Source organism: Streptosporangium sp. NPDC087985, assembly GCF_044741965.1.
Taxonomy (GTDB): domain Bacteria; phylum Actinomycetota; class Actinomycetes; order Streptosporangiales; family Streptosporangiaceae; genus Streptosporangium.
Window position 1 is genome coordinate 39476 of the sequence record NZ_JBIUTQ010000022.1, and the last position, 24424, is coordinate 63899.

20 protein-coding genes, 1 tRNA gene and 1 pseudogene are annotated in these 24424 nt (G+C 68.6%); 17 read left to right on the forward strand and 5 right to left on the reverse strand.

The features are described from left to right. Positions 1–27 precede the first annotated feature (27 nt). Complete coding sequence (locus tag ACIN94_RS28340) at positions 28–1902, forward strand: chaplin family protein (RefSeq protein WP_400712373.1); 1875 nt, start codon at positions 28–30, stop codon at positions 1900–1902. Between the two features lie 200 nt (positions 1903–2102). On the opposite strand, the gene ACIN94_RS28345 is transcribed toward ACIN94_RS28340, so the two are convergent. After that, entirely contained in the window at positions 2103–2288 is a 186-nt protein-coding gene (locus ACIN94_RS28345) for a DUF5703 family protein (protein WP_400712376.1), read from the reverse strand. A 157-nt stretch (positions 2289–2445) separates the two neighbouring features. Between ACIN94_RS28345 and topA the strand changes: the two genes are divergently transcribed. The 13 genes from topA to ACIN94_RS28410 all read left to right on the forward strand — a co-directional run bounded on the left by topA (position 2446) and on the right by ACIN94_RS28410 (position 17912). Beyond that, on the forward strand, positions 2446–5103 hold the full coding sequence (gene topA, locus ACIN94_RS28350) for a type I DNA topoisomerase (protein WP_400712379.1): 2658 nt from the start codon (positions 2446–2448) through the stop codon (positions 5101–5103). A gap of 192 nt (positions 5104–5295) precedes the next feature. Continuing rightward, positions 5296–6606, forward strand: coding sequence for a metallophosphoesterase (locus tag ACIN94_RS28355; RefSeq protein ID WP_400712382.1), 1311 nt, complete (start codon positions 5296–5298; stop codon positions 6604–6606). A 152-nt stretch (positions 6607–6758) separates the two neighbouring features. Beyond that, positions 6759–8825, forward strand: a complete 2067-nt coding sequence (tmk, locus tag ACIN94_RS28360; RefSeq protein ID WP_400712385.1) for a dTMP kinase — start codon at positions 6759–6761, stop codon at positions 8823–8825. Between the two features lie 21 nt (positions 8826–8846). After that, entirely contained in the window at positions 8847–10028 is a 1182-nt protein-coding gene (locus ACIN94_RS28365) for a DNA polymerase III subunit delta' (RefSeq protein WP_400712388.1), read from the forward strand. Positions 10029–10237: 209 nt separating this feature from the next. Next, positions 10238–11017: a hypothetical protein gene (locus tag ACIN94_RS28370; protein WP_400712391.1), complete on the forward strand. Its 780-nt coding sequence runs from the start codon at positions 10238–10240 to the stop codon at positions 11015–11017. After that, positions 11014–12168, forward strand: a complete 1155-nt coding sequence (locus ACIN94_RS28375; RefSeq protein ID WP_400712394.1) for a glycosyltransferase family 4 protein — start codon at positions 11014–11016, stop codon at positions 12166–12168. The genes ACIN94_RS28370 and ACIN94_RS28375 overlap by 4 nt, the downstream gene beginning before the upstream one ends. Positions 12169–12368: 200 nt before the next feature. Further along, on the forward strand, positions 12369–12884 hold the full coding sequence (locus ACIN94_RS28380; RefSeq protein ID WP_400712504.1) for a sigma-70 family RNA polymerase sigma factor: 516 nt from the start codon (positions 12369–12371) through the stop codon (positions 12882–12884). Continuing rightward, the gene (locus tag ACIN94_RS28385) at positions 12881–13561 is read left to right on the forward strand and encodes a permease-like cell division protein FtsX (RefSeq protein WP_400712397.1); all 681 of its coding nucleotides are present in this window, start codon (positions 12881–12883) and stop codon (positions 13559–13561) included. Before ACIN94_RS28380 ends, ACIN94_RS28385 begins: the two co-directional genes overlap by 4 nt. Before the next feature lie 114 nt (positions 13562–13675). After that, entirely contained in the window at positions 13676–14524 is an 849-nt protein-coding gene (locus ACIN94_RS28390; protein ID WP_400712507.1) for a stage 0 sporulation family protein, read from the forward strand. 103 nt (positions 14525–14627) lie between these two features. Further along, positions 14628–15473: an alpha/beta fold hydrolase gene (locus tag ACIN94_RS28395; protein WP_400712510.1), complete on the forward strand. Its 846-nt coding sequence runs from the start codon at positions 14628–14630 to the stop codon at positions 15471–15473. A gap of 106 nt (positions 15474–15579) precedes the next feature. Beyond that, positions 15580–17079, forward strand: coding sequence for an alpha/beta hydrolase (locus ACIN94_RS28400; protein ID WP_400712400.1), 1500 nt, complete (start codon positions 15580–15582; stop codon positions 17077–17079). A 67-nt stretch (positions 17080–17146) separates the two neighbouring features. Then, positions 17147–17223: transfer RNA gene (locus tag ACIN94_RS28405), tRNA-Thr, on the forward strand. 209 nt (positions 17224–17432) lie between these two features. Beyond that, complete coding sequence (locus ACIN94_RS28410; protein WP_400712403.1) at positions 17433–17912, forward strand: hypothetical protein; 480 nt, start codon at positions 17433–17435, stop codon at positions 17910–17912. A gap of 78 nt (positions 17913–17990) precedes the next feature. Here ACIN94_RS28410 and ACIN94_RS28415 read toward each other — a convergent pair whose 3' ends face one another. The 3 genes and pseudogenes from ACIN94_RS28415 to ACIN94_RS28425 form a co-directional block, all read right to left on the reverse strand. Continuing rightward, positions 17991–19220, reverse strand: a complete 1230-nt coding sequence (locus ACIN94_RS28415; protein WP_400712406.1) for a tyrosine-type recombinase/integrase — start codon at positions 19218–19220, stop codon at positions 17991–17993. Further along, positions 19217–19399, reverse strand: a complete 183-nt coding sequence (locus ACIN94_RS28420) for a helix-turn-helix domain-containing protein (protein ID WP_400712409.1) — start codon at positions 19397–19399, stop codon at positions 19217–19219. The genes ACIN94_RS28415 and ACIN94_RS28420 overlap by 4 nt, the downstream gene beginning before the upstream one ends. After that, positions 19389–20636: pseudogene (locus ACIN94_RS28425) on the reverse strand (replication initiator); the annotation flags it as partial. The pseudogene ACIN94_RS28425 and the gene ACIN94_RS28420, both read right to left, overlap by 11 nt. Positions 20637–20694: 58 nt before the next feature. On the opposite strand from ACIN94_RS28425, the gene ACIN94_RS28430 reads away from it, so the two are divergent. From ACIN94_RS28430 to ACIN94_RS28440, 3 genes are all read left to right on the forward strand, one after another. Next, positions 20695–21384, forward strand: a complete 690-nt coding sequence (locus tag ACIN94_RS28430; RefSeq protein WP_400712412.1) for a hypothetical protein — start codon at positions 20695–20697, stop codon at positions 21382–21384. Between the two features lie 27 nt (positions 21385–21411). Next, complete coding sequence (locus tag ACIN94_RS28435) at positions 21412–21885, forward strand: carboxymuconolactone decarboxylase family protein (RefSeq protein ID WP_400712415.1); 474 nt, start codon at positions 21412–21414, stop codon at positions 21883–21885. Between the two features lie 157 nt (positions 21886–22042). After that, the gene (locus tag ACIN94_RS28440; protein ID WP_400712418.1) at positions 22043–22966 is read left to right on the forward strand and encodes an RNA polymerase sigma-70 factor; all 924 of its coding nucleotides are present in this window, start codon (positions 22043–22045) and stop codon (positions 22964–22966) included. A 91-nt stretch (positions 22967–23057) separates the two neighbouring features. Here ACIN94_RS28440 and ACIN94_RS28445 read toward each other — a convergent pair whose 3' ends face one another. Further along, complete coding sequence (locus ACIN94_RS28445) at positions 23058–24299, reverse strand: IS256 family transposase (RefSeq protein ID WP_400712421.1); 1242 nt, start codon at positions 24297–24299, stop codon at positions 23058–23060. Positions 24300–24424: the final 125 nt, after the last annotated feature.

Sequence of the window (24424 nt, forward strand, 5' to 3'; positions counted from 1 at the left end):
CCCCCAAGAACCGCAAGGAGATCAACTATGCGTACGTGGGTTAAGGGCACGACCCCTGCGGCCCTGCTCGCGCTGGGTGTCATGACTCTCGGCAGCGGTACGGCTTTCGCCGACACCTCCGGTGACAACTCGATCGGCGGCGGCAACCAGGTCAATCTTCCGATCACCCTGCCGATCGACATCAGCGGCAACGCCGTCGCCGTCGCCGGCGAGTCGGCCGCGTCCTCCCAGGGTGGTGCCTCCGTCGAGAACGTCGGCGGTGGCATTCCGGGCGAGACCTCCGGCCGGGGCAGCATCCTCGGCGGCAACCAGGTCAACGCGCCGATCACCGCGCCGGTCAACGCCTGCGGCAACGCGCTGTCCCTGTTCGGTAGTTCCCGGGCGGGCTGCAAGGGCGGCGCGTCCGTCCGGAACACCGGCCAGGGCGGATCGGGCGGCAACCGGACGGACGGTGACCACAGCATCCTGGGTGGTAACCAGGTCGTCGCGCCGATCACCGCGCCGGTCAACGTCTGTGGCAACTCGGTCGGAGTCCTCGGTGACGCCGTCGCGGGCTGCGAGGGCGGCGCGTCCGTCAGCGACACCGGCCGGGGCCGGGGCGCGGGTGGCAACATCACCTCCGGGCGGGGCAGCATCCTGGGTGGTAACCAGGTCGTCGCGCCGATCACGGCGCCGGTCAACATCTGTGGCAACTCGGTCGCGGTCCTCGGCGGGGCCTTCTCCGGCTGCAAGGGCGGCGCCGAGGTGATCGGCGGTGGCGGTCCCGGTGGGCCTGGCGGTCCCGGTGGGCCTGGTGGTCCCGGCCAGCCTGGTGGCCCTGGTCAGCCTGGCGGGCCCGGCCGTCAGGGCTACCCGGGCGGGCACGGCTGGAACGGTAAGCCCGGCGGGCATGGCTGGCACGGTAGCCACAGCTGGAACGACGGCCACGGCTGGCATGGCAGCCACAGCTGGAACGACGGGCACGGCTGGCACGGCTCGAGCGGCAACGACACCGACGGCCGTTTCGGCGCCGGCAGCGGCAACCAGGTCGTCGCGCCGATCATCGCTCCGGCCAACGTCTGCGGCAACGCGGTGGGCAACGCCCTGGCGGGCTGCCCGGGTGGCGCGGTCGTCGACAACCCCGGCCGGGGTGGGGGCGCGGGTGGCAACATCACCTCTGGGCGGGGCAGCATCCTGGGTGGTAACCAGGTGGTCGCGCCGATCACCGCGCCGATCAACGTCTGCGGCAACGCCGTCGCGGTCCTGGGCGGAGCCTTCGCCGGGTGCAAGGGCGGCGCCTCGGTCGTGGGCGGCGGCAGGGGCGCGGGTGGCAACATCACCTCCGGGCGGGGCAGCATCCTGGGTGGTAACCAGGTTGTCGCGCCGATCACCGCGCCGATCAACATCTGCGGCAACGCCGTCGCCGTTCTGGGTGACGCCGCGGCCGGCTGCCTGGGCGGCTCCCACGTCGGCGAGCCGGGCGACGGGCACTCCGGTCACTGGGCCCGGGTGGCCGGCGCCCGCCAGAACAGTGGCCTCGTGCCGGCGCTCCCCTTCGTCCCGGCGCTCGACGCTGCCCAGCTGGGCCAGAAGACGCAGGGTCCGGGCCTCCCTCTCGCTGGTGAGATGCGAGACATGGCCGCTCTGCCGGAGTTCCCGGTCATGCCCGGCGCCCAGGCGAGTTCCCAGCAGGCGCCGGGGTACGCCGGTCCGCCGCTGGCTCCCACGACCGGCCTGGCCCCCTCCACCCCGCTCGGCGGTGCGCTCCCGGTGAAAGGCCTCGACCTGATGAGCGCCGCTCAGCCCGTCGGAGTGACCGGGATGAACTCCGGCTCGCTGGTCGCCCTGCTGCTGGGCGCCATGGCCGCCGCCTCCGCCGCGCTTTTCGTGGCCACCCGCCGTATCCGTTTCGGCAAGAAGTAAGGCATCGGTAACCATCCAGTCATGTCCTCCCGGCTCCATCGGGGGAGACGCACAGACGCTTCGCCAGCAGTGAGGGACAGCCGCAGCCCTGGGCCGCGATGCCCCCCGTATGGCGAGGCAGAGTAGCTTTGCCCGTTCCGGGGGCGCGGCCCGGGGCGGGCAAAGCCATGTCTGGGGGGCACAGAGGTGGGGGCAGACGGTCACATCGTTCTGGTCACGCGTATGATCTTCCGACGCAGTCGGACGTCCCGGCGGCCGTCGGGATACAGTCGCAGACGGTCGAGTTCCCAGCCGCCGTATTCTGCGTGTTCGGTGAGAATCTGCCGAGCGGCGTCCCGGGAGGTGCCACGCGGAAGATGGAGAACCAAGTAGGAGTAGTCGAGCACAGCGATTAGTCTCCGAGGGTGGGCTGGGGGACGTCGGCACTCATAGGGCTTTATTGTGCGTCCTTGCGGCTTTCCTTGGAGTGTGCCCGATCGAGATCGGGTAACCCGAGAGGGAAGAAAACGGGGAACCAATGCGAACAGCGAGGTAGGAAGCAGCGTGCCAGCCAAGAACGGCAACGCCGGCGGAACCCGCCTGGTGATCGTCGAGTCGCCTTCCAAGGCGAAGACCATCGCCGGGTACCTCGGCCGCGGTTACGTCGTGGAGTCCAGCATCGGGCATATTCGTGATCTCCCCGAGAAGGCCGACGACATCCCGGAGAAGTACAAGGGAGAGTCCTGGGCGCGCCTCGGTGTCAATGTGGATCACGAGTTCGAGCCGCTCTACGTCGTCAACCATGACAAGAAGGCACAGGTGAGCAAGCTCAAGCAGCTGCTCAAAGATGCCGACGAGCTCTATCTCGCCACTGACGAGGACCGGGAGGGTGAGGCGATCGCCTGGCACCTCCGCGAGGTGCTCAATCCCAAGGTGCCGGTTCACCGGATGGTGTTCCACGAGATCACACCGCGGGCGATCCAGGACGCAGTGGACAACCCGCGTGCCCTGAACCTGCGGCTGGTCGACGCCCAGGAGACCCGGCGCATCCTCGACCGCCTCTACGGTTACGAGGTCAGCCCGGTCCTGTGGAAGAAGGTCAAGCCCCGTCTGTCCGCCGGTCGCGTGCAGTCCGTGGCGACCCGGCTGGTCGTGGAGCGCGAGCGCGAACGCCTGGCGTTCACCAGCGCGAGCTACTGGGACCTGCAGGGGCTGTTCGACACCGGCCGCGGCGAGGTTCCGCACGAGTTCACCGCCACGCTGACCGGCGTGGACGGAAAGCGCGTCGCCCAGGGCCGCGACTTCGCGAGCAACGGCACCCTAAAGAGCGCCGACGTGCTCCACCTGGACGAGCAGGCCGCGCGGGCACTCGCCGGGCGGCTGGGCGGTGCGGCCTACAAGGTCAACTCGGTCGAGCGCAAGCCGTACACCCGCAAGCCGTACGCACCGTTCCGGACGACCACGCTGCAGCAGGAGGCCAGCCGGAAGCTGGGCTTCTCCGCGAAGTCGACCATGCAGGTCGCCCAGCGGCTGTACGAGAACGGCTTCATCACCTACATGCGGACCGACAGCATCACGCTGTCGGAGACCGCCGTCGCCGCCGCGCGCAGCCAGGCCATCAGGCTGTACGGCGCGGCGTACGTGCCGGACAAGCCGCGTGCCTATGCCAGCAAGGTGAAGAACGCGCAGGAGGCGCACGAGGCGATCCGTCCCTCGGGCGAGGAGTTCCGCACGCCGGGCGAGACCGGGCTGACCGGCGACATGTTCCGGCTGTACGAGCTGATCTGGCAGCGGACCGTCGCCTCGCAGATGAAGGACGCGGTCGGCGAGTCGGTCACAGTCAAGGTGGGGGGCACCTCCAGCTCCGGTGAGCGGGTCGAGTTCGGCGCCACCGGCCGGACCATCACCTTCCACGGCTTCCTCAAGGCCTATGTCGAGGGCGCGGACGACCCGTCCACCGACCGCGACGACTCCGAGAAGCGCCTGCCCAGCCTGGACGAGGGTGACCGTCTCACCGCGGCCGAGCTCAACGTGCTGTCGCACGCCACCAAGCCGCCCGCGCGCTACACCGAGGCCTCGCTCATCAAAGAGCTGGAAGACCGGGAGATCGGCCGTCCCTCGACCTACGCGTCGATCATCGGAACGATTCTGGACCGCGGTTACGTGTTCAAGAAGGGCACGGCCCTGGTGCCGTCCTTCCTGGCGTTCGCGGTGGTCAACCTGTTGGAGCAGCACTTCGGCCACCTTGTCGACTACGACTTCACCGCCGACATGGAGAAGGTCCTCGACGACATCGCCAACGACCGGGCGGAGCGGGTGCCCGAGCTGCGGCGCTTCTATTTCGGCGACAACGGTGACGAGGGTCTGAAGGAGATGGTGACCGATCTCGGCGAGATCGACGCCAAGGAGATCAGCTCCTTCCCGATCCGGGGTACCGACATCATGATCCGGGTGGGCCGTTACGGCCCCTATCTGGACCGTGAGGGCGCCCGGGTGAACGTGCCGGAGGATCTGGCGCCCGACGAGCTGACCGCGGAGAGGGCCGAGGAGCTGTTCTCGCGCCCGACGGGTGACCGCGAGCTGGGCAGGGACCCGGTCACCGGTCACATGATCGTGGCCAAGGACGGTCGCTACGGCCCGTACGTGACCGAGATCCTCCCCGAGGAGGCGCCTCCGGCCGAGGGCGCGAAGAAGAAGACCAAGAAGGCGGACGCTCCCAAGCCGCGCACCGGATCGCTGCTCAAGGCGATGTCCCTGGAGACTGTCACCCTTGACGACGCCCTGCGGCTGCTCTCGCTGCCCCGGGTGCTCGGGGAGATCGACGGCCAGGAGGTCACGGCGCAGAACGGCAGGTTCGGGCCCTACGTGAAGAAGGGCACCGACTCGCGCTCGCTGGCGTCCGAGGAGGAGATGTTCACGGTCACGCTGGAGCAGGCCAAGGAGCTGTTCGCTCAGCCCAAGGCCCGAGGCAGGCGTGCCGCTACGGCGCCCCCGCTGCGCGAGCTCGGCGAGGATCCCGTGACCAAGAAGCCGATCGTGGTGAAGGAGGGTCGCTTCGGTCCTTACGTGACCGATGGCGAGACCAACGCCTCCCTGCGTAAGGGCGACGAGGTCGAGAAGATCACCACCGAACGTGCCGCCGAGCTCCTTGCCGACCGTCGTGCCCGTGGCCCGGCGCCCAAGCGGCCCACCACCCGCGCCAAGGCGAAGGCCAAGGCCTGAGAGAGGCCTCGGGAGAGGTCCGGGCCAGGTCTGGGTCAGGTCCCCGGCCAGGTCTGAGACAGGTCTGAGACCGGCCTCAGGGAACGCGTCCGCCGTCCCCGGCGTTCTTCGGAACGTGCCCGGGTGCGGTGGGCGTTCTTCGGGACATGCCGGGTACGGCGGGCGGTCCTGGTGTGGGAGAGGTGAACGGTCGTGGGTTTTGTGTCGCTGGTCGTGGGAGCGGTGGCGCTGATCCACTACTACCTCTGGCGCCGCCTGGTCCGCGCCACCACGGCCGAGGGCCGGACCCGCCGGGTGCTGACCTGGATCCTGGCCGGTCTCGGACTGCTCGTCCCGGTGACGCTCATCGGCTCCCGGAGTGAGTGGGGGCACTTCCTGGCCTGGCCGGGGTTCTTCTGGATCGCGCTGATGTTCTACCTGGCCGTGTTCCTGGTGCTCCTGGAGATTCCCCGCGCCCTGGCCCTGCTGGCCCTGCGCCGCTCCGGCCGCCACCCCGTCACCGCCCGCACCGCCCTCACCGTTCCGGCGCTGTCGGCGACCGGTTCCACGACCGGCACCGGTTCCGTGGGCGGCCCCGGTTCTACGGCCGGCGTTTCCGTGACTGACGCCGACGCCGACGCCGACGCCACGGCCGGGGGTGGGGACGGGGCCGGGGGTGGACCGGAGGCGATCGGCCGCAGGCTTTTCATCGCCCGTACGGCCGCCGCCGCCGCGGGGGTGGGGGCGCTGGCCACGGTCGGGACCGGGATCGGTACCGCACTCGGCGACCCGGTGATCGAGTCGGTCCGGGTCACGCTGCCCAGGCTGGATCCGCGTCTCAGCGGCCTCCGGTTCGCCGTGGTCAGTGACATTCATCTCGGTCCGCTCACCGGCACAGCCCACGCCGAGCGCATCGTCCGCATGGTCAACTCGCTCCAGGCGGACGTGGTCGCCATCGTCGGTGACCTGGTCGACGGCACGCTGGCCGAGCTCGGCCCGCTGGCCAGGCCGCTGAGGAGCCTCGAATCCCGCTACGGCTCCTACTTCGTCACCGGCAACCACGAGTACTACACCGCCAACGGCCCCGACGAGTGGATCGAGGAGCTCCGTCATCTCGGTGTCCGCCCCCTCCGGAACGAGCGGGTCGAGATCGCTCACGGGGGCGCGGTGCTGGACCTCGCGGGGGTCAACGACGTGACGGGCGGCTCCGCCGGTGATGGTCCCGACTACGAGCGGGCGCTCGGCGGCCGGGACCGTTCTCGGTCCACGGTCCTCCTCGCCCACCAGCCGGTCCAGGCGTCCAGGGCGGCTGAGTACGGTGTCGACCTGCAGCTCTCCGGCCACACCCACGGCGGCCAGATGGTCCCCTTCAACCTGGCCGTCCCGCTGCAGCAGCCGGTCGTCTCCGGTCTTGGCGAGGTGGACGGCACTCAGGTGTACGTCACCCGGGGAGCGGGCTTCTGGGGGCCGCCCGTCCGGGTCGGCGCTCCGCCCGAGATCACCCTTCTGGAACTCCGGGGCTAGAGATCCAGAAGTATGGCATCGGGGCATTCTTTTCGCGACTGACCCCTGCGGGGGACGGGCTGGACGTATTACCCTCATGCGACGAGCAGCCGGGCATATCCGCCCGGCGCATGCTTTCCCCAGCCTAGTGAGCACCTGGATACGCTGACATCATGACCACCCCTGGCCGGACCACCGCGCGCCGCAAGCCCCCTCATGTGCTGGCCAACGCTCCGTTCCGCAAGTTGTGGACGGCCATGTCGGTGTGCAGCCTCGGAGACTGGCTGAACATCATCGCGCTGACCGCGCTCGCCGGAAACCTCACCAGCGGGGCCGGTTACCGGGTCCAGAGCATGGCCATCGGTGGTGTTTTCGTCGCGAAGATGCTTCCGGCCATCCTGCTGGGGCCGCTCGCGGGCGCTTTCGCCGACCGGTTCGACCGCCGGCTGACGATGTTCTTCTCCGACCTGCTGCGCTTCGCGCTGGTCCTGTCGATCCCGCTGATCGGCAACTACCAGTGGGTGATCGTCGCCACGTTCCTGGTCGAGTGCGTCAACCTTTTCTGGGTCCCCGCCAAGGACGCCACGGTGCCGAACCTGGTGCCCAAGGAGCGGCTGGAGGAGGCCAACCAGCTCAACCTGCTGGTCACGTACGGCACCGCCCCGATTGCCGCGCTGCTCTTCGCGGTGCTGTCGGTCACCAACGACACCCTGGGCAGGTTCGTCCCGTACTTCGCCGGCCGCGACACCTACCTGGCGCTGTTCGTCAACGCCTTCGCCTACCTGGTGTCGGCCGTCATCATCTTCACGCTCAAGGACATCCCGAAGACCACCGCGGCGGGCACCACGATCTCCACGCCGTCGGTGCTGCGGCAGATCATCGACGGCTGGCGCTTCGTCGGCGGAAACCGGCTGATCCGGGGTCTGGTCATCGGCATGCTCGGCGCGTTCGCCGCCGGGGGCGCGGTGGTCGGCGTGGCGAAGATCTATGTGGGGGTGCTGGGAGGCGGTGACGCGGCCTACGGCGTCGTGTTCGGCGCGGTCTTCGTCGGTATGGCCTCCGGCATGTTCTTCGGGCCCAGGTTGCTTCGTGAGCTGTCCCGGCGGCGGCTGTTCGGGCTGTCGATCGTCGTGGCGGGGGTCGCGCTCGCCGCGGTCGCGCTCGTCCACAACCTGGCGATCGTCGTCATGCTCACCGTGGTGCTGGGGGCGTGCGCCGGGACCGCGTGGATCATCGGTTACACCATGATCGGACTGGAGGTGGAGGACGGCCTGCGTGGCCGTACGTTCTCCTTCCTGCAGTCCCTCGCCCGGGTCGTCCTGCTGCTGGTGGTCGCGATCGCCCCGACAGTGGCGGGTCTGTTCGGCAGGCACCGGGTCGTCATCGGCCGGGAGACGGTCTACGAGTTCGACGGCTCCAATCTGGTGCTGCTGATCGGCGCGCTGCTCGCGATGATCGTCGGATTCCTCGCCCTGCGGCACATGGACGACCGCAGGGGCGTGCCGATCATCTCCGACCTGGTCGCGGCGGTGCGCGGCGAGCGGTTCGTGCCCGAGGACGTCGAGCAGCCGCGCGGGATGTTCATCGCGTTCGAGGGCGGTGAGGGGTCGGGCAAGACCACCCAGTCCAGGCTGCTCGCGATCTGGCTCCGGGACCAGGGCTTCGACGTCGTGCAGACCCGGGAACCCGGCTCCACCAAGGTGGGCATGCGGCTGCGCGCGATCCTGCTGGACGCCGTGCACCAGGGGCTGTCGGCGCGGTCGGAGGCGCTGCTGTACGCGGCCGACCGGGCCGAGCACGTGGAGAAGGTGATCCGCCCGGCACTCTACCGGGGCTCGATGGTGATCTCCGACCGTTACGTGGACTCCTCGCTGGCCTACCAGGGCGCCGGCCGGGCGCTGGACCCGGACGACGTGGCCAGGATCAACACCTGGGCCACCGGCGGGCTCGTCCCCGACCTGACCGTGCTCATCGACACCCCGCCGGCTGTCGGCCTGACCCGGCTGGGTGGGGCCGCCGACCGGATCGAGTCCGAGCCGCTGGAGTTCCACGAGCGGGTGCGCCGCGAGTTCCGCTCGCTGGCCGCCGCCGACCCCGGCCGCTACCTGGTCGTCGACGGGACCCTCTCCCAGGACCAGATCTCCCTGCTCATCCATGACCGGGTCCGCGAAGTGATGCCCGACCCGGTGCCGCGGGAGTCGGAGGACGCCACCGGGACCATCCCCGTCATCCGTGACTGACACCGGCGGTAGGTTGAGGGCGTGGGAGTCTTCGATGACCTTGTGGGGCAGGAGCGGGCTGCCGTAACGCTCCGCCGTGCCGCGGCTGCCGGAGCCGAGCTCCTGGCCGGCGGGCGGGGGGCGGGGATGACCCACTCGTGGCTGTTCACCGGGCCTCCCGGATCCGGCAGGGAGGAGGCCGCGCGGGCGTTCGCCGCCGCGCTGTTCTGCCCCGACCAGGGGTGTGGCCACTGCGACATGTGCCATCAGGTGGCGGTCGGCTCCCATCCCGATCTGGAGATCGTCCGTCCTCAGGGGCTCTCCTACGGCATCAAGGACACGCGCCGGCTCATCCTCCGGGCGGCCGGAGCGCCGACTCTGGGCCGCTGGCGCATCGTGCTGTTCGAGGACGCCGACCGCGCCACCGAGGGCGCGTCCAACGCGCTGCTCAAGGCGATTGAGGAGCCACCGCCGAAGACGGTCTGGCTGCTCTGCGCTCCGTCCCCGGACGACATGATGATCACTATCCGGTCCCGGTGCCGGCTCGTCACGCTCGTCACGCCGACCGCCGCCGCGGTCGCCCACGTGCTGGCCACCCGCGAGAACGTGCCTCCGGCTCTGGCGGATTTCGCCGCCAGGGCCGCCCAGGGGCATATCGAACGGGCCCGCAGGCTGGCTCTGGACGAGGAGGCGCGCAAGCGCCGCGACGCGGTGCTCTCCATCCCCAAGGCGCTTACCGGGCTGGGAGAGTGCGTGATGGCCGCCGAGCGGCTGGTGAAGACCGCCGAGGAAGAGGCCGCCGCGGTCACCTCGGTGCTGAACGAGGCCGAGATCTCCGAGCTGCGCAAGATCTACGGTGAGGGGTCCTCCGGGAAGGGGCTCAACAGGGGCCTGATCCGCGGTGGGGCCGGAGCGCTCAAGGACCTGGAGGACCGGCAGAAGTCTCGCGCCACCCGTACCAAGCGCGACGTCATCGACGCGGCGCTGCTCGACCTGGTGGCCTTCTACCGCGACGTGCTGGCCGTGCAGTTCGGCGCGCCCGTGGAGCTGGCCAACGAGGACCGCCGGGCCGACCTGGAGAACCTGGCCCGCTCCTCCACCCCGGAGGACACCCTGCGCCGGATCGACGCCATCATGCTCTGCCGGGAGCGGCTGGCGGCCAATGTCAACCCGCAGATGGCCGTCGAGGCGATGACGATCTCGCTGCGGCAGCCCCGGCTCTGAGCTGAGCTCACGGCCCGCCGGACCTGAAGGCCGGCCGGTGAGGGGACGGGGAACGTCATGGCCGAGCTCCCCTTATCCAGTTTTTTTGCATTGGACGGAACCGTTCCCGGCTAATGTCCCTCAAATCATGGGTGTAGATCGCTAGGCTTCACAGCGAATTTCCACGTATTCGTTATAAATCTGGCAGGCAGTGTCCTGCTGGTACGGGGATGAGCGAGAAGACCGGGGGACTGTTGGAGAGCATGCAGGCGCGCCCGGAGGCGATGGGGCCACGGGGTGTGCGGGCCGTCACCAGCCGTGTGGACGGTGACGACGTGCTGAGAGTCGAGTGGCCGGAGCCGGTTGACGGAGAGATCGTCCTGCGGCATGTGGAGACCGGGGAGGAGCGCGAGGGCACCGGCCTCACCGGACTGCGGCCCGGCATCTGGATGGCGTCACACCGCGGCGAACCACTCGCCACCGATGATCCGGGGTTCTCCCTGGACGGACTGCTCGCCTACGCCGAAACGCCCCGAGACCGGGAGATCCGGGCATTTCGTACATCAATCGGCACCCTCGCCCTGACCGTCCGCGCGGTGGAACCGTACGTCGAGGTGACCGCCGTCGTCTCCGACGACGGCGTGATCGAGGTGAAGGGCACGCTCGCGTACGGCGAGCCGGTAGAGGGGCCGGCCAGGCTCGTGGCCGTGGCCAGGAAGGGGCCGCAGCCGGTCAGCGGGCCCGCGCTCTTCCGGGGACGGCACTTCGAGGGGAGTTTCCCGATCGCGCCGATGGCCGAGGCACAGGCGAAGCGGCGGATGTTCTGGGACCTCCACGCGGAGGTTGCCGGGGTACGGCTGCCGCTGGCGGCCCGTCTCGACGACGTCACCGAGAAGAAGACCCGGGTGCGCTTTCCCGCCCAGTACGTGGGGCAGGTCAGGGTGCGGCCCTACTACACCGACACCGACGGTCTCGCCGTCGCCCTCACGGTTGAGGAGAAGTCTCCGTGAAGATCTCCTTCCTGATCCTCAACGCCTACGGCATGGGCGGCACGATCCGGTCCACCTTCGACCTCGCCACCGAGCTGTCCGAGCGGCACGACGTCGAGGTGATCAGCGTCTTCCAGCACACCGACCTGCCCTTCCTGCGCCTGGGATCCAAGGTCCGGCTGCGCTCGCTGGTGGACCTGCGGGAGGGGGCCAGGGTCCGCTGGCCGTACACGAAGAAGGCGGAGCGGCTGAGCGGGCAGGAGAGCACGCTGATCCACCCCGAGGAGCGCGCCTACTCCTTCTTCACGGCGTGGAGCGACGACGTGCTCAGGCGCGAGTTGCGGCGGCTCCGCACCGACGTACTGGTCACCACCCGGGCCGGGCTGAACATCATGGCCGCCAGGTTCGCCCGCAGACGGGTCATCACGATCGCCCAGGAGCACCTGCACTTCGAGGCCCACGAGCCCGGCGTCTTCCAGGAGATCCAGCGGTGGTATCCGGAGCTGGACGCGGTCGTCACCCTCACCGAGGCCGACGAGCGGGACTACCGCGCCATGCTCGACCGGGCGCGGACCCGGATCTACACCATAGGCAACGGGCTGACCGGCGGGCCGCGTCCCCGCTCCAGGCAGGAGAACCGGATCGTGCTGGCCGCCGGGCGGCTGGTGCCGGTCAAGGGGTATGACCGGCTGCTCAGGGCGTTCGCCCAGGTGGTAGGGGAGCGCCCGGACTGGAAGCTGCGGATCTACGGCGAGGGCCGGGTCAGCGAAAAACTGGTCAGGCTGGCCGTCAAGCTGCGGCTGCACAACAACGTCACCTTCATGGGCCCGACCGGCGACATCGAGGGCGAGCTCGCCAAGGCCTCGATCCACGCGGTCAGCTCGCGGTTCGAGGGCTTCGGCATGACGATCATCGAGGCGTTCGCCTGCGGGGTGCCGGTGGTCAGCTTCGACTGCCCCCGGGGACCCCGGGAGATCATCACCTCCGGCCACGACGGGCTGCTGGTCCCGCCCGACGACGTGGACGCCCTGGCCGGGGGACTGCTCAAGATGATCGACGATGAGGAGGGCCGTCACCGGATGGCCGAGAACGCCCTCCAGACGGCCAAGGGCTACGACATCTCCACGATCGCGGAGCGCTGGGAGAGGTCCCTCGCCGACCTCGTGCACTGAGCTCGTCCGGTGCGTCCGGTGCGTCCGGTGCGACTCGCGGGCCGCGTGGAACCTGCGGGCCGCGTGGAACCTGCGGGCTGGATGGGAGTGCCGGGCCGGATGGAAGTTCCGGGCTGGGCGGAGCAGCAGACCGCCCGGTCCGGCGTCTCTCTGATGTGACTATGTCATTGTCGGGGACGACCCCAGAACCCGAAATCGAGATGCTCTCCCACGGAGAGCCCCTGGCCAGGGACCGGATCGATGTCGCGGCGCTGTTCACCGAGCATCACCTCGGGCTGGTACGGCTGGCGCTGCTCATGGTGGGGGACCAGGCCACGGCCGAGGACGTCGTGCAGGAGGCGTTCGCCCGCACCCACGCGGGCCGGGGCCGGCTGCGCGACCCCCACCGCGCGCTGGCCTACATCCGCTCGGCCGTACTCAACGGTTCCCGTTCCGTGCTGCGCCGCCGGGCGGTGGTGTTCCGGCGGGCCGTGCCGTACCAGCCGCCTGTCTGGTCCGCCGAGCACGCGGCGCTGCTCGGCGAGGAGCGCCGCGAGGTACTGCTAGCCCTGCGCGCGCTGCCGAGGCGGCAGCGGGAGGCGCTGACGCTCCGCTACTACCTCGACCTGTCCGACCTGGAGATCGCCGAGACCATGGGGACCGGCGCCAGCACGGCCCGGTCCACCATCGCGCGCGGGCTGGCCGCCCTCGCCCGCAAGCTTGGGGAGGAATCATGACCGCCACCGAGAACCGCCTGCGCGAGGCCCTGTCCGCCGCCGCCGTGACCGCCGTCGACGTCCGCCCGCTGACCACTCCGGCCCGCCGCCGGTCCCGGACCCCTCTCCGGATCGGTGCCGTCGTCCTTGCCGTCGCCGTGACGGCCTTCGGAGCCGTACGGCTCAGCGTGCCCTCCTCGGTACCGCGGGGGGAGACCATCATCGCCATGTCCATGAGCGGGGTGGAGCCGTCCGGGATGGCCGGGGTCTCGGTATTCCTCTGCAAGAAGTCCGACCCCTTTCCACACTGCAAGGACAGGGAGATCTCCACGGAGGACAGGGAGAACCTCCTGCGGATGCTGGAGGGCCGGCCCGAGGTGGAGGCCGTCACCTTCGAAAGCCGGCAGCAGGCCTGGGAGAACTTTCAGAGGGAGTATCAGGACAACCCCGAACTCCTGAAGGCGATAATCCCCAGGGACATGCCCGAGTCTTTTCGCGTCCGGATCAGGCCGGATGACGACTCCATGGCCGTGGCCCAGGCCGCGGGAGAGCTGCCCGGGGTGTCCAACGCCATCGACACGGCCTGCCTGTACGAACGCGCCTCCCTCATGTCGATCATCATGAGCAAGCTCCCGTGGGCGGAGGACAGGAAGCAGTGTTCGTACCCGGGGCATCCGGAGGTGACGGGTTCCGGATGAGGCGGTGAGCGGGGGTACGGCTTGCGCCCGCGGTTGTGATCATCGCGTATCCACGGGTATGGAGCGTAGGGTGAGCGCAAGCCGTACCCCCAGCAGCTTTGGAGCCACATGGGCATGATCATGGCGGTGAGCTTCACCCGCTACGGCCGGCTGTACTACCTCGATCCGGGCGAGCACAGCCCCAAGATCGGCGACAGGGTGCTCGTGCCCACCGAGGCCGGGCCGGAGGTGGCCGAGTGCGTGTGGGCGCCGCAGTGGACGAGCGAGGATATCGGCGGCCTCCCGGTGTGCGAGGGCCTCGCCGGTGAGGAGCACCTGGCGCGCGACGAGGGCAACAGGCGGCGGCGCGCGGAGGCCAGGAGCGTCTCCAAACGCCTGATCAGGCGGCATGATCTGCCCATGAAGGTGATCGGCGTCGACTACCTCGACTCCGAGAACATCTACACCGTCTACTTCTCGGCCCCCCAGCGCGTCGACTTCCGCGCTCTCGTCCGCGACCTGGCCCGTAACCTGCGCGCCCGGGTGGAGCTGCGCCAGATCGGCCCCCGCGACGAGGCCCGGCTCCAGGGCGGCATCGGCCCCTGCGGCCGTGACCTGTGCTGCGCGACCTTCCTCAAGGACTTCGAGCCGGTCTCGGTGCGGATGGCCAAGGACCAGGACCTGCCGGTCAACCCGCTGCGCATCGCGGGGGCGTGCGGGCGGCTGATGTGCTGTCTCAAATACGAGCACCCGCTCTACGTCGAAGCCAACGTCAGGATGCCCCGCGTCGGGCTGAAGGTGGACACCCCGGAGGGCTCCGGGACCGTGGTGGGGCGCAACGTCCCCTCGGACTCGGTGACGGTCCGGCTGGATGAGGGCGGGCGGCGCTGCGCCTGCCCCTCCGCCTCGGTCTGCTCCCCGCGCAAGCAGCACGACACGATGTACGGCGGGGCGGTGACGGTCGCCGAGGGTGGTCCGGAGTAGACGGTATTTTCCGGGAATCGTGCGATCGATCGCGACATTCTCTCTGCGAGACAACCGGGACGGTCCTGTGACAGACCGAGGGCGCGGAGGTACGGGCGTGGCGATGATCCGGCTGGGTGACACGGAGTTCGGCTACGACGAGGCCGGGAGCGGGCCGGCGGTCGTGTTGTTGCACGCCGGCTGTGCGGATCGGCGGATGTGGGCGCACCCGTTCCGGGTGCTGTCCGGGCGTTACCGGGTGATCCGCTATGACTGGCGCGGATACGGCGAGTCAGGTGACGCGACTGGCGAGTTCGCCCACCACGAGGACCTGCTGGCGCTGCTGGACGCGCTCGGGGTGGACCAGGCCGTGCTGGTGGGGAGCTCGGACGGCGGCAAGATCGCGCTGGACGCCACGCTCACCGCGCCCGAACGGATCACCGCGCTCACCCTGGTCGCCCCCGGCCTGTCCGGACACGTATGGCCGCCGTCGATGGCCGCTCGATACCGGGAGCGGGTGCACGACGTGATCGGGATCGACCGGCTCCGGAGCTACCGGGCGGGCGAGGTGGAGACCATCGACGTGGCGGAGCTGGAGGCATACGCCGCGGCCGAGACGGAGTTCCTGGTGGCCGGGCCGGGCCGCACCCGCGACGACCTCGACCCCCAGGTGTGGGAGCTGGCGCTGACGATGGACCGCCTGCTGAACGAGCGATCCTGGACCGGGCCGCACGGCAGCGCGCGCGGCCTGGTGCCCCCGGCGAAGGGGCGGCTGACGGAGGTCGAGGTGCCGATCCTGGTGGTCACCGGGCTGGCCGACGTGCCGGAGATCCTGGAGGTGTCCGACCTGCTGGCCCGGGAGATCAGGAAGGCCCGCCGCGTGGATCTCCCGGAGACCGGCCACCTGCCGCCGTTGGAGCGTCCCGAGGAGTTCACCGCCGCCCTGACCGACTTCCTGGCGACTCTCTGACAGCCGTCGCAGATCAGGAAGCCTGTCCAGCAGATGTGTCTGGCGATGCGGGCGTAGGATGCCCCGGTATTTGACGATGTGATTCGCTCCCCCCGAAAGGCACAGCGTGAGATTCCGCCGTACGGCCGCCGTCCTCGCGGCGCTGGCTCTCTGCGCGACCGCCTGCACCGGCACCGACCGCCCAGAGACCAGCGCCGACCGGCCAGAGACCGGTGCCGACCGACCAGGGACCGCTCTCGACTGGACGGACTGCGGTGACGGCTTCGAGTGCGCGAAGCTGGGGGTCCCCCTCGATCACAGCAAGCCCGACGGCGAGCGGATCCAGATCAGCATGGTCCGGCTCCCCGCCTCGGGTGACCGGATCGGCTCGATCCTCGTCAACCCGGGCGGCCCCGGCGGTTCGGGGATCGACTATGCGCGCAGCGCGCACTCAGTGCTGAGCGAGGCCGTACGGGCACGGTTCGACGTGGTGGGATTCGACCCGCGCGGGGTCGGCGAGTCCTCGCCCGTCCGGTGCCTGTCGGCGGGCGATCTGGACGCCTATCTCAGTCTCGACGGCTCGCCCGACTCGCCTGCCGAGGTCGCCGCGCTGGAGGAGGGCTCGCGGCGGTTCGCCGAGGGGTGTCAGGCCCGCTCGGGCAAGCTCCTGCCGCACGTCGGCACGGCCGACGCGGCGCGGGACATGGACCTGCTCCGCGAGGCCCTCGGAGACAAGGGCCTCACCTATCTCGGCAAGTCGTACGGCACGCAGCTCGGCGCGGTCTACGCCGGCCTCTTCCCGGAAAACGTCCGCGCGCTCGTCCTCGACGGCGCCGTGGACCCCTCGCTCTCCCCGGTGGAGCTGAACGCCACCCAGGCCCATGGCTTCGAGGTCGCCCTCGACTCGTTTCTCGAAGACTGCTTCACCGCCCAGGACTGCCCCTTCCGCGGTTCGGCGAAGTCGGCCCGCGAGGAGATAGCGGGACTGCTCCGCGGGGCGGATCGGAAGCCGCTGGCCAACGGGAGCGGCGACGGCCGTCAGATCGGTGAGGCCTGGACCGTGCTCGGCCTGGTCACTCCGCTCTACGACTACCAGGCATGGCCGGTCCTGCGCCAGGCCCTCGGCCAGGCGCTGAAGGGAGACGGGACCACGCTGCTGCGCATGGCCGACCTGCTGGTCGATCGCCGTAAGGACGGTACCTACTCCAACCAGACCGAGGCCAACATGGCCGTCAACTGTGTCGACGGCCGCTTCCCCAGCACCTCCTCCGCCCTCGCCGAGGCCGCCCACGACGCAGAGGCCCGGGCGCCGCTGTTCGGCGCGATGGTCATGTGGTCGTCGCTGCCCTGCACCTACTGGCCGGTCAAGGGGGCGCCCCAGCAGAAGATCGATGCTTCCGGAGCCGCCCCCATCATGGTCGTCGGCACCGAGCGCGACCCGGCCACGCCGTACGAATGGTCCAAGGCCCTGGCCGAGCAGCTCTCCTCCGGCGTGCTCGTCGGTTTCGACGGCGACGGTCACACCGCGTACCTGACCGGGTCGGCGTGCGTGGACCGCCTGGTCGACGATTACCTGATCAACCTGACGGTGCCCAAGGACGGGACCCGCTGCCCCAAGATCGGTTGATTCGGGGGCGCGGGAAGCACTCGAGAGCCTGTAGACTGCCGTAGGCCGTGCGAAACAGGTGCGGCACGCCGCCTTAGCTCAGTCGGCCAGAGCACTTCACTCGTAATGAAGGGGTCTGGGGTTCGATTCCCCAAGGCGGCTCCAGCTCAGAGGCCCTCCCGGTTCGTCCGGGAGGGCCTTTTGCGTGTCGTACAGCAGTGAAATACAGCAACGACGTCAGCCGACTACGGCTATAGCGTCGAATACACCTCAAGTCGATGATCGTGAACTGTCATACCTATCTGCTTGGGTGACCGGGAAGGCGCGGGCTCCTGTCCGAGGGGATGTGCTTTCTGGTGGAAGAGGTGGTTTGCGTGGCAGAGCTTCTTGCGAGTGTGGTGCATGAGGTACGTGAAGCCTTCTACGTGTTGGATGGGGAGATCCTCGAAGGCAACCAGCCGGACGGGCCAGGCTCGTGGGGCCAGGAGTCCAGCCCGCCGGGGCAGGACTGGTTGGATGTCGGCTCCAGTAGCGTGATCCTCTGGGGTTCTACTCGTGATGCCGCGCGTTACGTTCGGTTCGAGTTGTGGGGCGGACAGCCTCCCGCCGACCAGTCATGGCAGAAGTCATGGGAGGGGGAGCTTTTCCTGGCATCCGGGAAGATCCACATCATGAACTACAGCGAGGCTGACTTCCACCACCTCCTCTTCGACGTGGACCAGCGAAAAGCGACCTGGCGGGTTCGGATACAGACGAAGCTCCTGGAGAACGATCGCGAACCGGGTTTTCCCACCAACATCTATCAAGTGGACTTGTACAACATGCAGCTCTGGCAGTCGTCTGTAGGGATGTAGCGCAATCACTCCCGGCAATAAGAGAGGGATCCTCCGGCAGACTCCAGAGGATCCCTTGACGTCGTTGCAACGGCTTGATCAGTGGCCTCCGTCCAACCGCTGGTTCAGCCGATCGAGCGCCTTGCGGGTCTCCGGGGAGGGGACCTGCGTATAGACGTTCATGGTCACCGAGATCTGCGAGTGCCGGAGGATGCGCATCGCGACCCGAGGGTGAACGTCGAGCGCGGCCAGGAGTGAGGCGCAGGTGTGCCGGGTGTCGTGGACGCGGATCCGGGGGACACCGGCTCTCTCGCAGTAGCGCTCAAAGGAGCGGTAGAAGTTGCGTGGCTCGACCGGGGTCCCGTTCTTCGTGGTGAACACGAGGTCGGATTCCTTCCACCTTTCCCCGGCATCCTGGCGTGCCTTCTCCTGAATCCGCTGACGATCCCGGAGTGCGGCTATGCACAGCCCGAACAGCGGCAGAGAGGCTGTCGAGTCCTCAGTCTTGGTCGTCTCCCGGTGGAGGAACTCACCGCGGACTCGGTTGAGCTGGCGGGAGATCCAGAGCTGTTCCCCGTCGAGGTCGACGCAGTCCCAGGCGAGCCCGAGCACCTCGCCCCGCCGCAGGCCGAGAATCAGGATCAGCACGTACGCGGCATAGAGCGGTTCCTTCACCGTGCGCAGGTGCTCAAGGAACTTCCGCGCCTCGTCGACGTTCCACACGCTGTGGTTCTTGGTCTTGCTCGCGTTGGGCAGGACGGTCAGCGCTGCGACGTTCTTGGAGATCAGTTCCTCGCGGATGGCGTTGCTGAGTGCCGAGCGCAGGATGCGGCGGATGCTCGCGATCGTGCTCCGGGATGGGTATCCCTTGCAGCACTCTCCCTTGGAGCAGCACCGCCGCTTGGCTTCCGGCCGTTGGTGATCCTTCTTCTGATCACAGCAGGTGCAGAGCGTGACCAGCGTGTTCAGCCACGTCTGAACCTCGCGGACCGTGAGCTTGTCGAGCCGCTTCTTGCCGAGACCGGGGATCATGTAGAGCCGTACGAGCGCCTCGTAACCGGCGTAGGTGGTCGGCTCCCGGTTGGGTTCGATTACTTCGGCGAGCCAGCGCGTCAGGTACGCGGCGAGAGTGGGGTGCTTGGTCGGTACCGGACCCTTGCTCGCAAGGTCGTGGAGCTTGAGCCACTTTTCGTGGGTCTCCTCACGGGTCTTGCCGTAGGCCCATTTCCGGGTCTTCTTGCCTTCGGGGGTGACGACCCAGACGTAGCCGGCCCAGCCGTCTTTGTAGGGGAAGACCGAACCCTCACCGTTCGAGCGCTTACCCATCATGCGGCCTTTCCATAGAGTCGCGTCACATAGTCGTTCAGAGCGGATTCGGGGATGCGGCGGCAGCGCACGTTGACCACGATCGAGTCGAGTTCGCCGGAGCGGATGAGGGCGTAGAGGGTCCACCGGCTGACCTGGAGAGCGGCCATCGCCTGCGGAACGGTGAGCAACTTAGGACTCATGGCGTCCTCCCGGATCAACGAGACGGTTTCCGGTAAGAGCGCTTACCAGAAGGGCGTCACCGGCCGAGTGGCCCTGTCCGGCGTACTCCCAGTGGGAGATGACGAGGACGGTGTCCTCGTCGAAGAGGGGCAGGCGGCCGGTGGTGATCGCTTCCCCGCGCATGTGGTCGGTCCGGGCGGCGCGGAGGGTGCCGAGGGTGGTGGAGTAGCGGCGGCTCTTGGTGGAGAAGTGGCCGCGGAAGCCGAGCATGTGTGCCCACTGGACAAGCCGGAGGTCGGCCAGGTCATCGAGCGCCCCGAGGCGCAGACACTCGGCGATGAGCCGCCGGGGATGATCGCGCAGATTGAAGGCTTCCAGGTCGTCGAGGGGATTGATCCGCCGATCCAGGGTGCCGACGCACTCGGCGGCTTTGGTCGCATATTTCGCGATGTAGGCGGCTACGGCCTGCTCGGTGAGGTCACCGGCCATGGTGATCTCGCGGACGTCGAGCTGAGCACCCCAGCGCAGCACCCGCGCGGGATCGTCGCCCGCTGCCGGGATGGTGACCGCCACGGCCGAGGCGGCATGCCGTACGGCGTCGGCCAGCGTGTCAGCGGTCGCCCAGGCCGGGGGAGGCGAGGCGGGTCCGTCCGGGCCGTCGAGACGGATCACCGCATGGAAGTGGACGACGCCGCGCCGTTGATACTCGGCGACCTTGGCGAAGGAGATGGTCACCTGCTCGCGGAGCTCTCGGAGCGTCAGCCCGGCGAGCTTGGCGACGCGCCGGCGGAGGGCTTCGGTGAAGCGCCGCCACAGTTCCGGGGACATGGCGTTGAACAACACGCTTCCGGCGTAGTCGTAGCAGTCCGGGCAGAGTGGTTCGCCAAGGCATGCCTCGTCGGAGCCGTGCCGGGCGGTGCAGGACATGACGCGCCCGTGCGGGCAAGTGGCCGCATCGCGTCGAGCGTGACAGGGCAGGACGGTGCCGTTCTTCTCTTGCCGAGTGTGGACGGTCCCGAAGGACGGCGCGGTGAGGGTGACGAACAGGCACGGGTGAGCGGTGACCGACTCCGGGACACCCTTGCCCCCGACCAGGCCCGCGCGGATGAGTTGGTAGGTGTCGGCCCGATAGGTCTCGGCGCAGGCCGGGCAGCGCGAGGCCCGCCGGGTCTTGCACGGGACGCGCAGGATGCCGTCCGGTTCGGTGGCGGTGCTGTAGGTGTGCAGGCGCATGCCGGTGGCGGGGTCGAGGTGCTGGACATGGCCTGCCCATCAGGCGCGAGCGGCCTTCGCTCATCTGATCGCTGGTGTGGGTATGGGACTTGACGAGGTAGGTGCCGACGCGCTAGCCGAGTCCTTAGCCGAGATAGGTCTGTATTCCGGACTCTCTGTGGATACCTGGCGGCAGGCAGTGCAGCGTTTCGAACACTCCGCGGACAGAGGCATGTTCGGCGGCGCAGTCGTGCATTACGACCCGCTGGGCACGCTTAGAGGAACCAGCATCGAGCAACTACGACGAGCGCGCACGGTTTTGTATGGGCTGAGTGGATTCGGTGCCATGTATTTCATGCACGCGCTTTTGATGCCCGAGACTCCTGGGCTGGCCGCGTTGCGTGCGCGTATCGATGAGTTAGGTGTCGGGCCCTGGTTGATGGGCCTGTGCTCGGGAATGAACAGAACTCGCGATGCGGCGGCGAACCTTGTCAGCTGCCTCAATCCCTTCATCGGTACGATCTACGATCTACTGGCCGACCAGGCCATGAGTGGCCCACCGTTCATCGACGGGCCAGACAGCAAAGAGACTGGCGAGAAGTTCATGGAGGAGTGGCTTGGTGCCATGGCGAGCCTTCGCGGCGGCGTTACGTCTGACGGCAACGCTGACGGCAACGTGTCGTGCCGGCCCAGCAGATCGACGCCGAGTTGGCCGGGCTCGGCGACCGGGAGACGCAGGTCACATTTCGTCCATGTCACAGGGAGGCGGGCTACCTCGTCTCAGGGGGTGTAGCCACTGACGACCACAGAGGAGCACACCATGGACGCGCGACTGAACTATTTCGCCGACCCGACCACCAGCAAGGCCCTCAAGCACTTCATGGCGGCGGGCAAGGCGCTCAAGGACTCACCGCTGCCGACCGCCACGCAGGAGCTGGTGGCGCTTCGCGTAAGTCAGATCAACGGCTGCGCAGTCTGCATCGACATGCACACCAAAGAGGCCGCCGCTGCCGGCGAGACCTCGGTCCGACTGAACCTGGTCGCGGCGTGGAGGGAGGCCACAGTCTTCACCGAGGCCGAGCGTGCCGCGCTGGAGCTGGCAGAGGAGGGGACCCGGGTCGCGGATGCGGCCGGTGGGGTCAGCGACGAGGTGTGGGCCTACGCCGCCAAGCACTATGACGAGGAGCAGCTCACCGCCCTGGTGATCCTTATCTCCTTCATGAACACGGCGAACCGGCTGAACATCATCACCCAGCAGCCGGCCGGCAACTACGAGCCCGGGCAGTTCCACTGAACGGCATCAGCAGCTGGCTCGGGGTCCGGCTACGGGCTCCGAGCCCCCGGGCTCGGGGGCGTCAATCTGGCCTGCCGGTGGCCCGGATCTTCAACAGAAGATGCCTGCACCAGCGAGTACTGCCGGGTGGGAGGCCTTCAAGGGGAGGGGATCCCGCGTGAGCAAGGTCGAAGAGTTCGAGGAGCTGCGGCCGCTGCTGTTTTCGATCGCCTATCGGATTCTGGGCAGTGTGGGTGAGGCTGAGGACGCGGTACAGGAGACATGGCTGCGCTTTGACGGCTCGGCGACCCGGCCCACGTCGACCAAGGCTCTTCTGTCGGCCGCGGTGACGCGGATCTCGATCGATGTGCTGCGCTCCGCGCGGGTACGGCGGGAGGAGTACGTGGGCCCGTGGTTTCCCGAGCCGCTGCTGAGTGATCCGTATCAGGATCCGGCGCGGTCGGTGGAACTGGCCGACTCGGTGTCGATGGCGGCGCTGCTGCTGCTGGAGCGGCTCAGCCCCCTGGAGCGGGCGGTGTTTGTGCTGCGGGAGGTATTCGGCTTCGGGTTCGACGATGTCGCTGCGGCGGTGGGGCGGTCGGAGGCGGCGTGCCGGCAGTTGCTGGTGCGGGCGCGGCGGCATATGGAGGCCGGGCGGCCGCGCTTCGAAGCGGTCCGCAAAGAGCGGGAGGAACTGGCGTCGCGGTTCTTCGACGCCCTCCGCGAAGGCGACGTCGCCGGCCTGCAGGAACTGCTCGCCGCCGACGTATCGATGGTCGGCGACGGCGGTGGCAAGGCCCCGCAGCTGGCCAGGGCCGTCATCGGCGCCGAGAACGTGGCCCGGCTGCTTGCCTCCGTCTTCCCCTGGATGGCCAGGATCGACGTGACGTTCGAGCCGCACGAGGTCAACGGCCAGCCGGGCGCGATCTTCCGCGACCGGGACGGCAAGGTGCTCCACATCCTGGCGCTCGATGTACTCGACGGGCAGATCCAGACGATCCGCTCGGTGATCAACCCCGACAAGCTCGGGCACGTGGGCCCAGTAGCGGATGCCTGGGCAATCGACCGCGCAGTAAGACAGGCACGCCGGCCCACGGAATAACCGCAACAGCCGACCGCACTTCGAAACCCCTGCGGTCACGTCCAGCGGAGTGGTGTATGAGTTGATCTCCGCGTGATCCTGTTTCTGCAGGTTAAGCGGTAAGTGTCTGTGGAATGGGATTGTGCTGCGGTGTGTCGCCGGAGATGACACGCATCCGGGTCTTGGCCAAGACATCGAGGCCCATGTAGCGGCGAGCCTCGGTCCACTCGTCGGTCTGCTCGGCCAAAACCGCGCCAACGAGACGAACGATCGAGGCCCGGTCGGGGAAGATCCCGACCACGTCGGTGCGGCGGCGGATCTCCTTGTTCAACCGCTCTTGGGGGTTGTTGGACCAGATCTGCTTCCAGATCTCGCGCGGGAAGGCCGCGAAGGCCAGCAGTTCCTCTCGGGCGCCGTCCAGGTGCTCACACGCGGCCGGATACTTGGCCTCCAGCGCCTCGATGACCCAGGCATGCTGGGTGCGCACCTGCTCGGCGGTGGGCTGGTCGAAGATCGTGCGCACCAGGGTCGCCACCCACGGCTGCGCCGACTTCGGGACCGTGGTGAGCAAATTGCGCAGGTAGTGAGTTCGACAACGCTGCCAGGAGGCCCCCGGCAACGTCGCGCCGATCGCCCCGACCAGCCCGGTGTGGGCGTCGGAGATGACCAGTTGCACCCCGCCCAGCCCGCGGGCGACCAGGCCGCGCAGAAAGTCCAGCCAGCCGGCGCCGTCCTCGGCCGAGGTGACCTCCAGCCCGAGGATCTCCCGGTTGCCGTTGGCGTTGACCGCGGTGGCCACCAGCACATGCACGTTGATGATCCGCCCGCCCTCGCGGACCTTCTGCGTCAGGGCGTCCAGCCACACGAACGCATACGGTCCGCCATCCAGCGCGCGGGTGCGGAAAGCCTCCACCTGAGCGTCGAGGACCTTGGCCATCTGGCTGACCTGGCTTTTGAAGATGTGTTTGATGCCGAGTTGTTCGACCAGTTTGTCCACCCTGCGGGTGGAGACCCCCAGCAGGTAGCTGGTGGCCACCACGCTGATCAGTGCCTGCTCGGCTCGGCGGCGGCGCTCCAGGAGCCACTCGGGGAAGTAGGAGCCCGAGCGTAGTTTCGGGATCGCCAGTTCCACGGTGCCAGCCCGGGTGTCCCAGTCGCGGACGCGATATCCGTTGCGCCGGTTGGTGCGCTCGTCGCTGCGGGTGCCGTACTCGGCGCCGCACACATTGTCGGCCTCGGCCGACATCAACGTCTCGGCCATGGTCTTCACCATGGATCGCAACAGATCCGGGTCTTGGTGCTCGATCTGCTCCGCCAGCCAGCTCGCGGGGTCCACACTGTTGTTCACGGCCATCGCTTTCTTCTCCTTCGATCTTGTTACTTCGCACTCGAAGGACCACGCGATGGCCGTCCTCATTTCACGGCGCCACGCCCACTACCTGGGGAAACTCGTACACCACCTCCGTGGACGCAACCCGG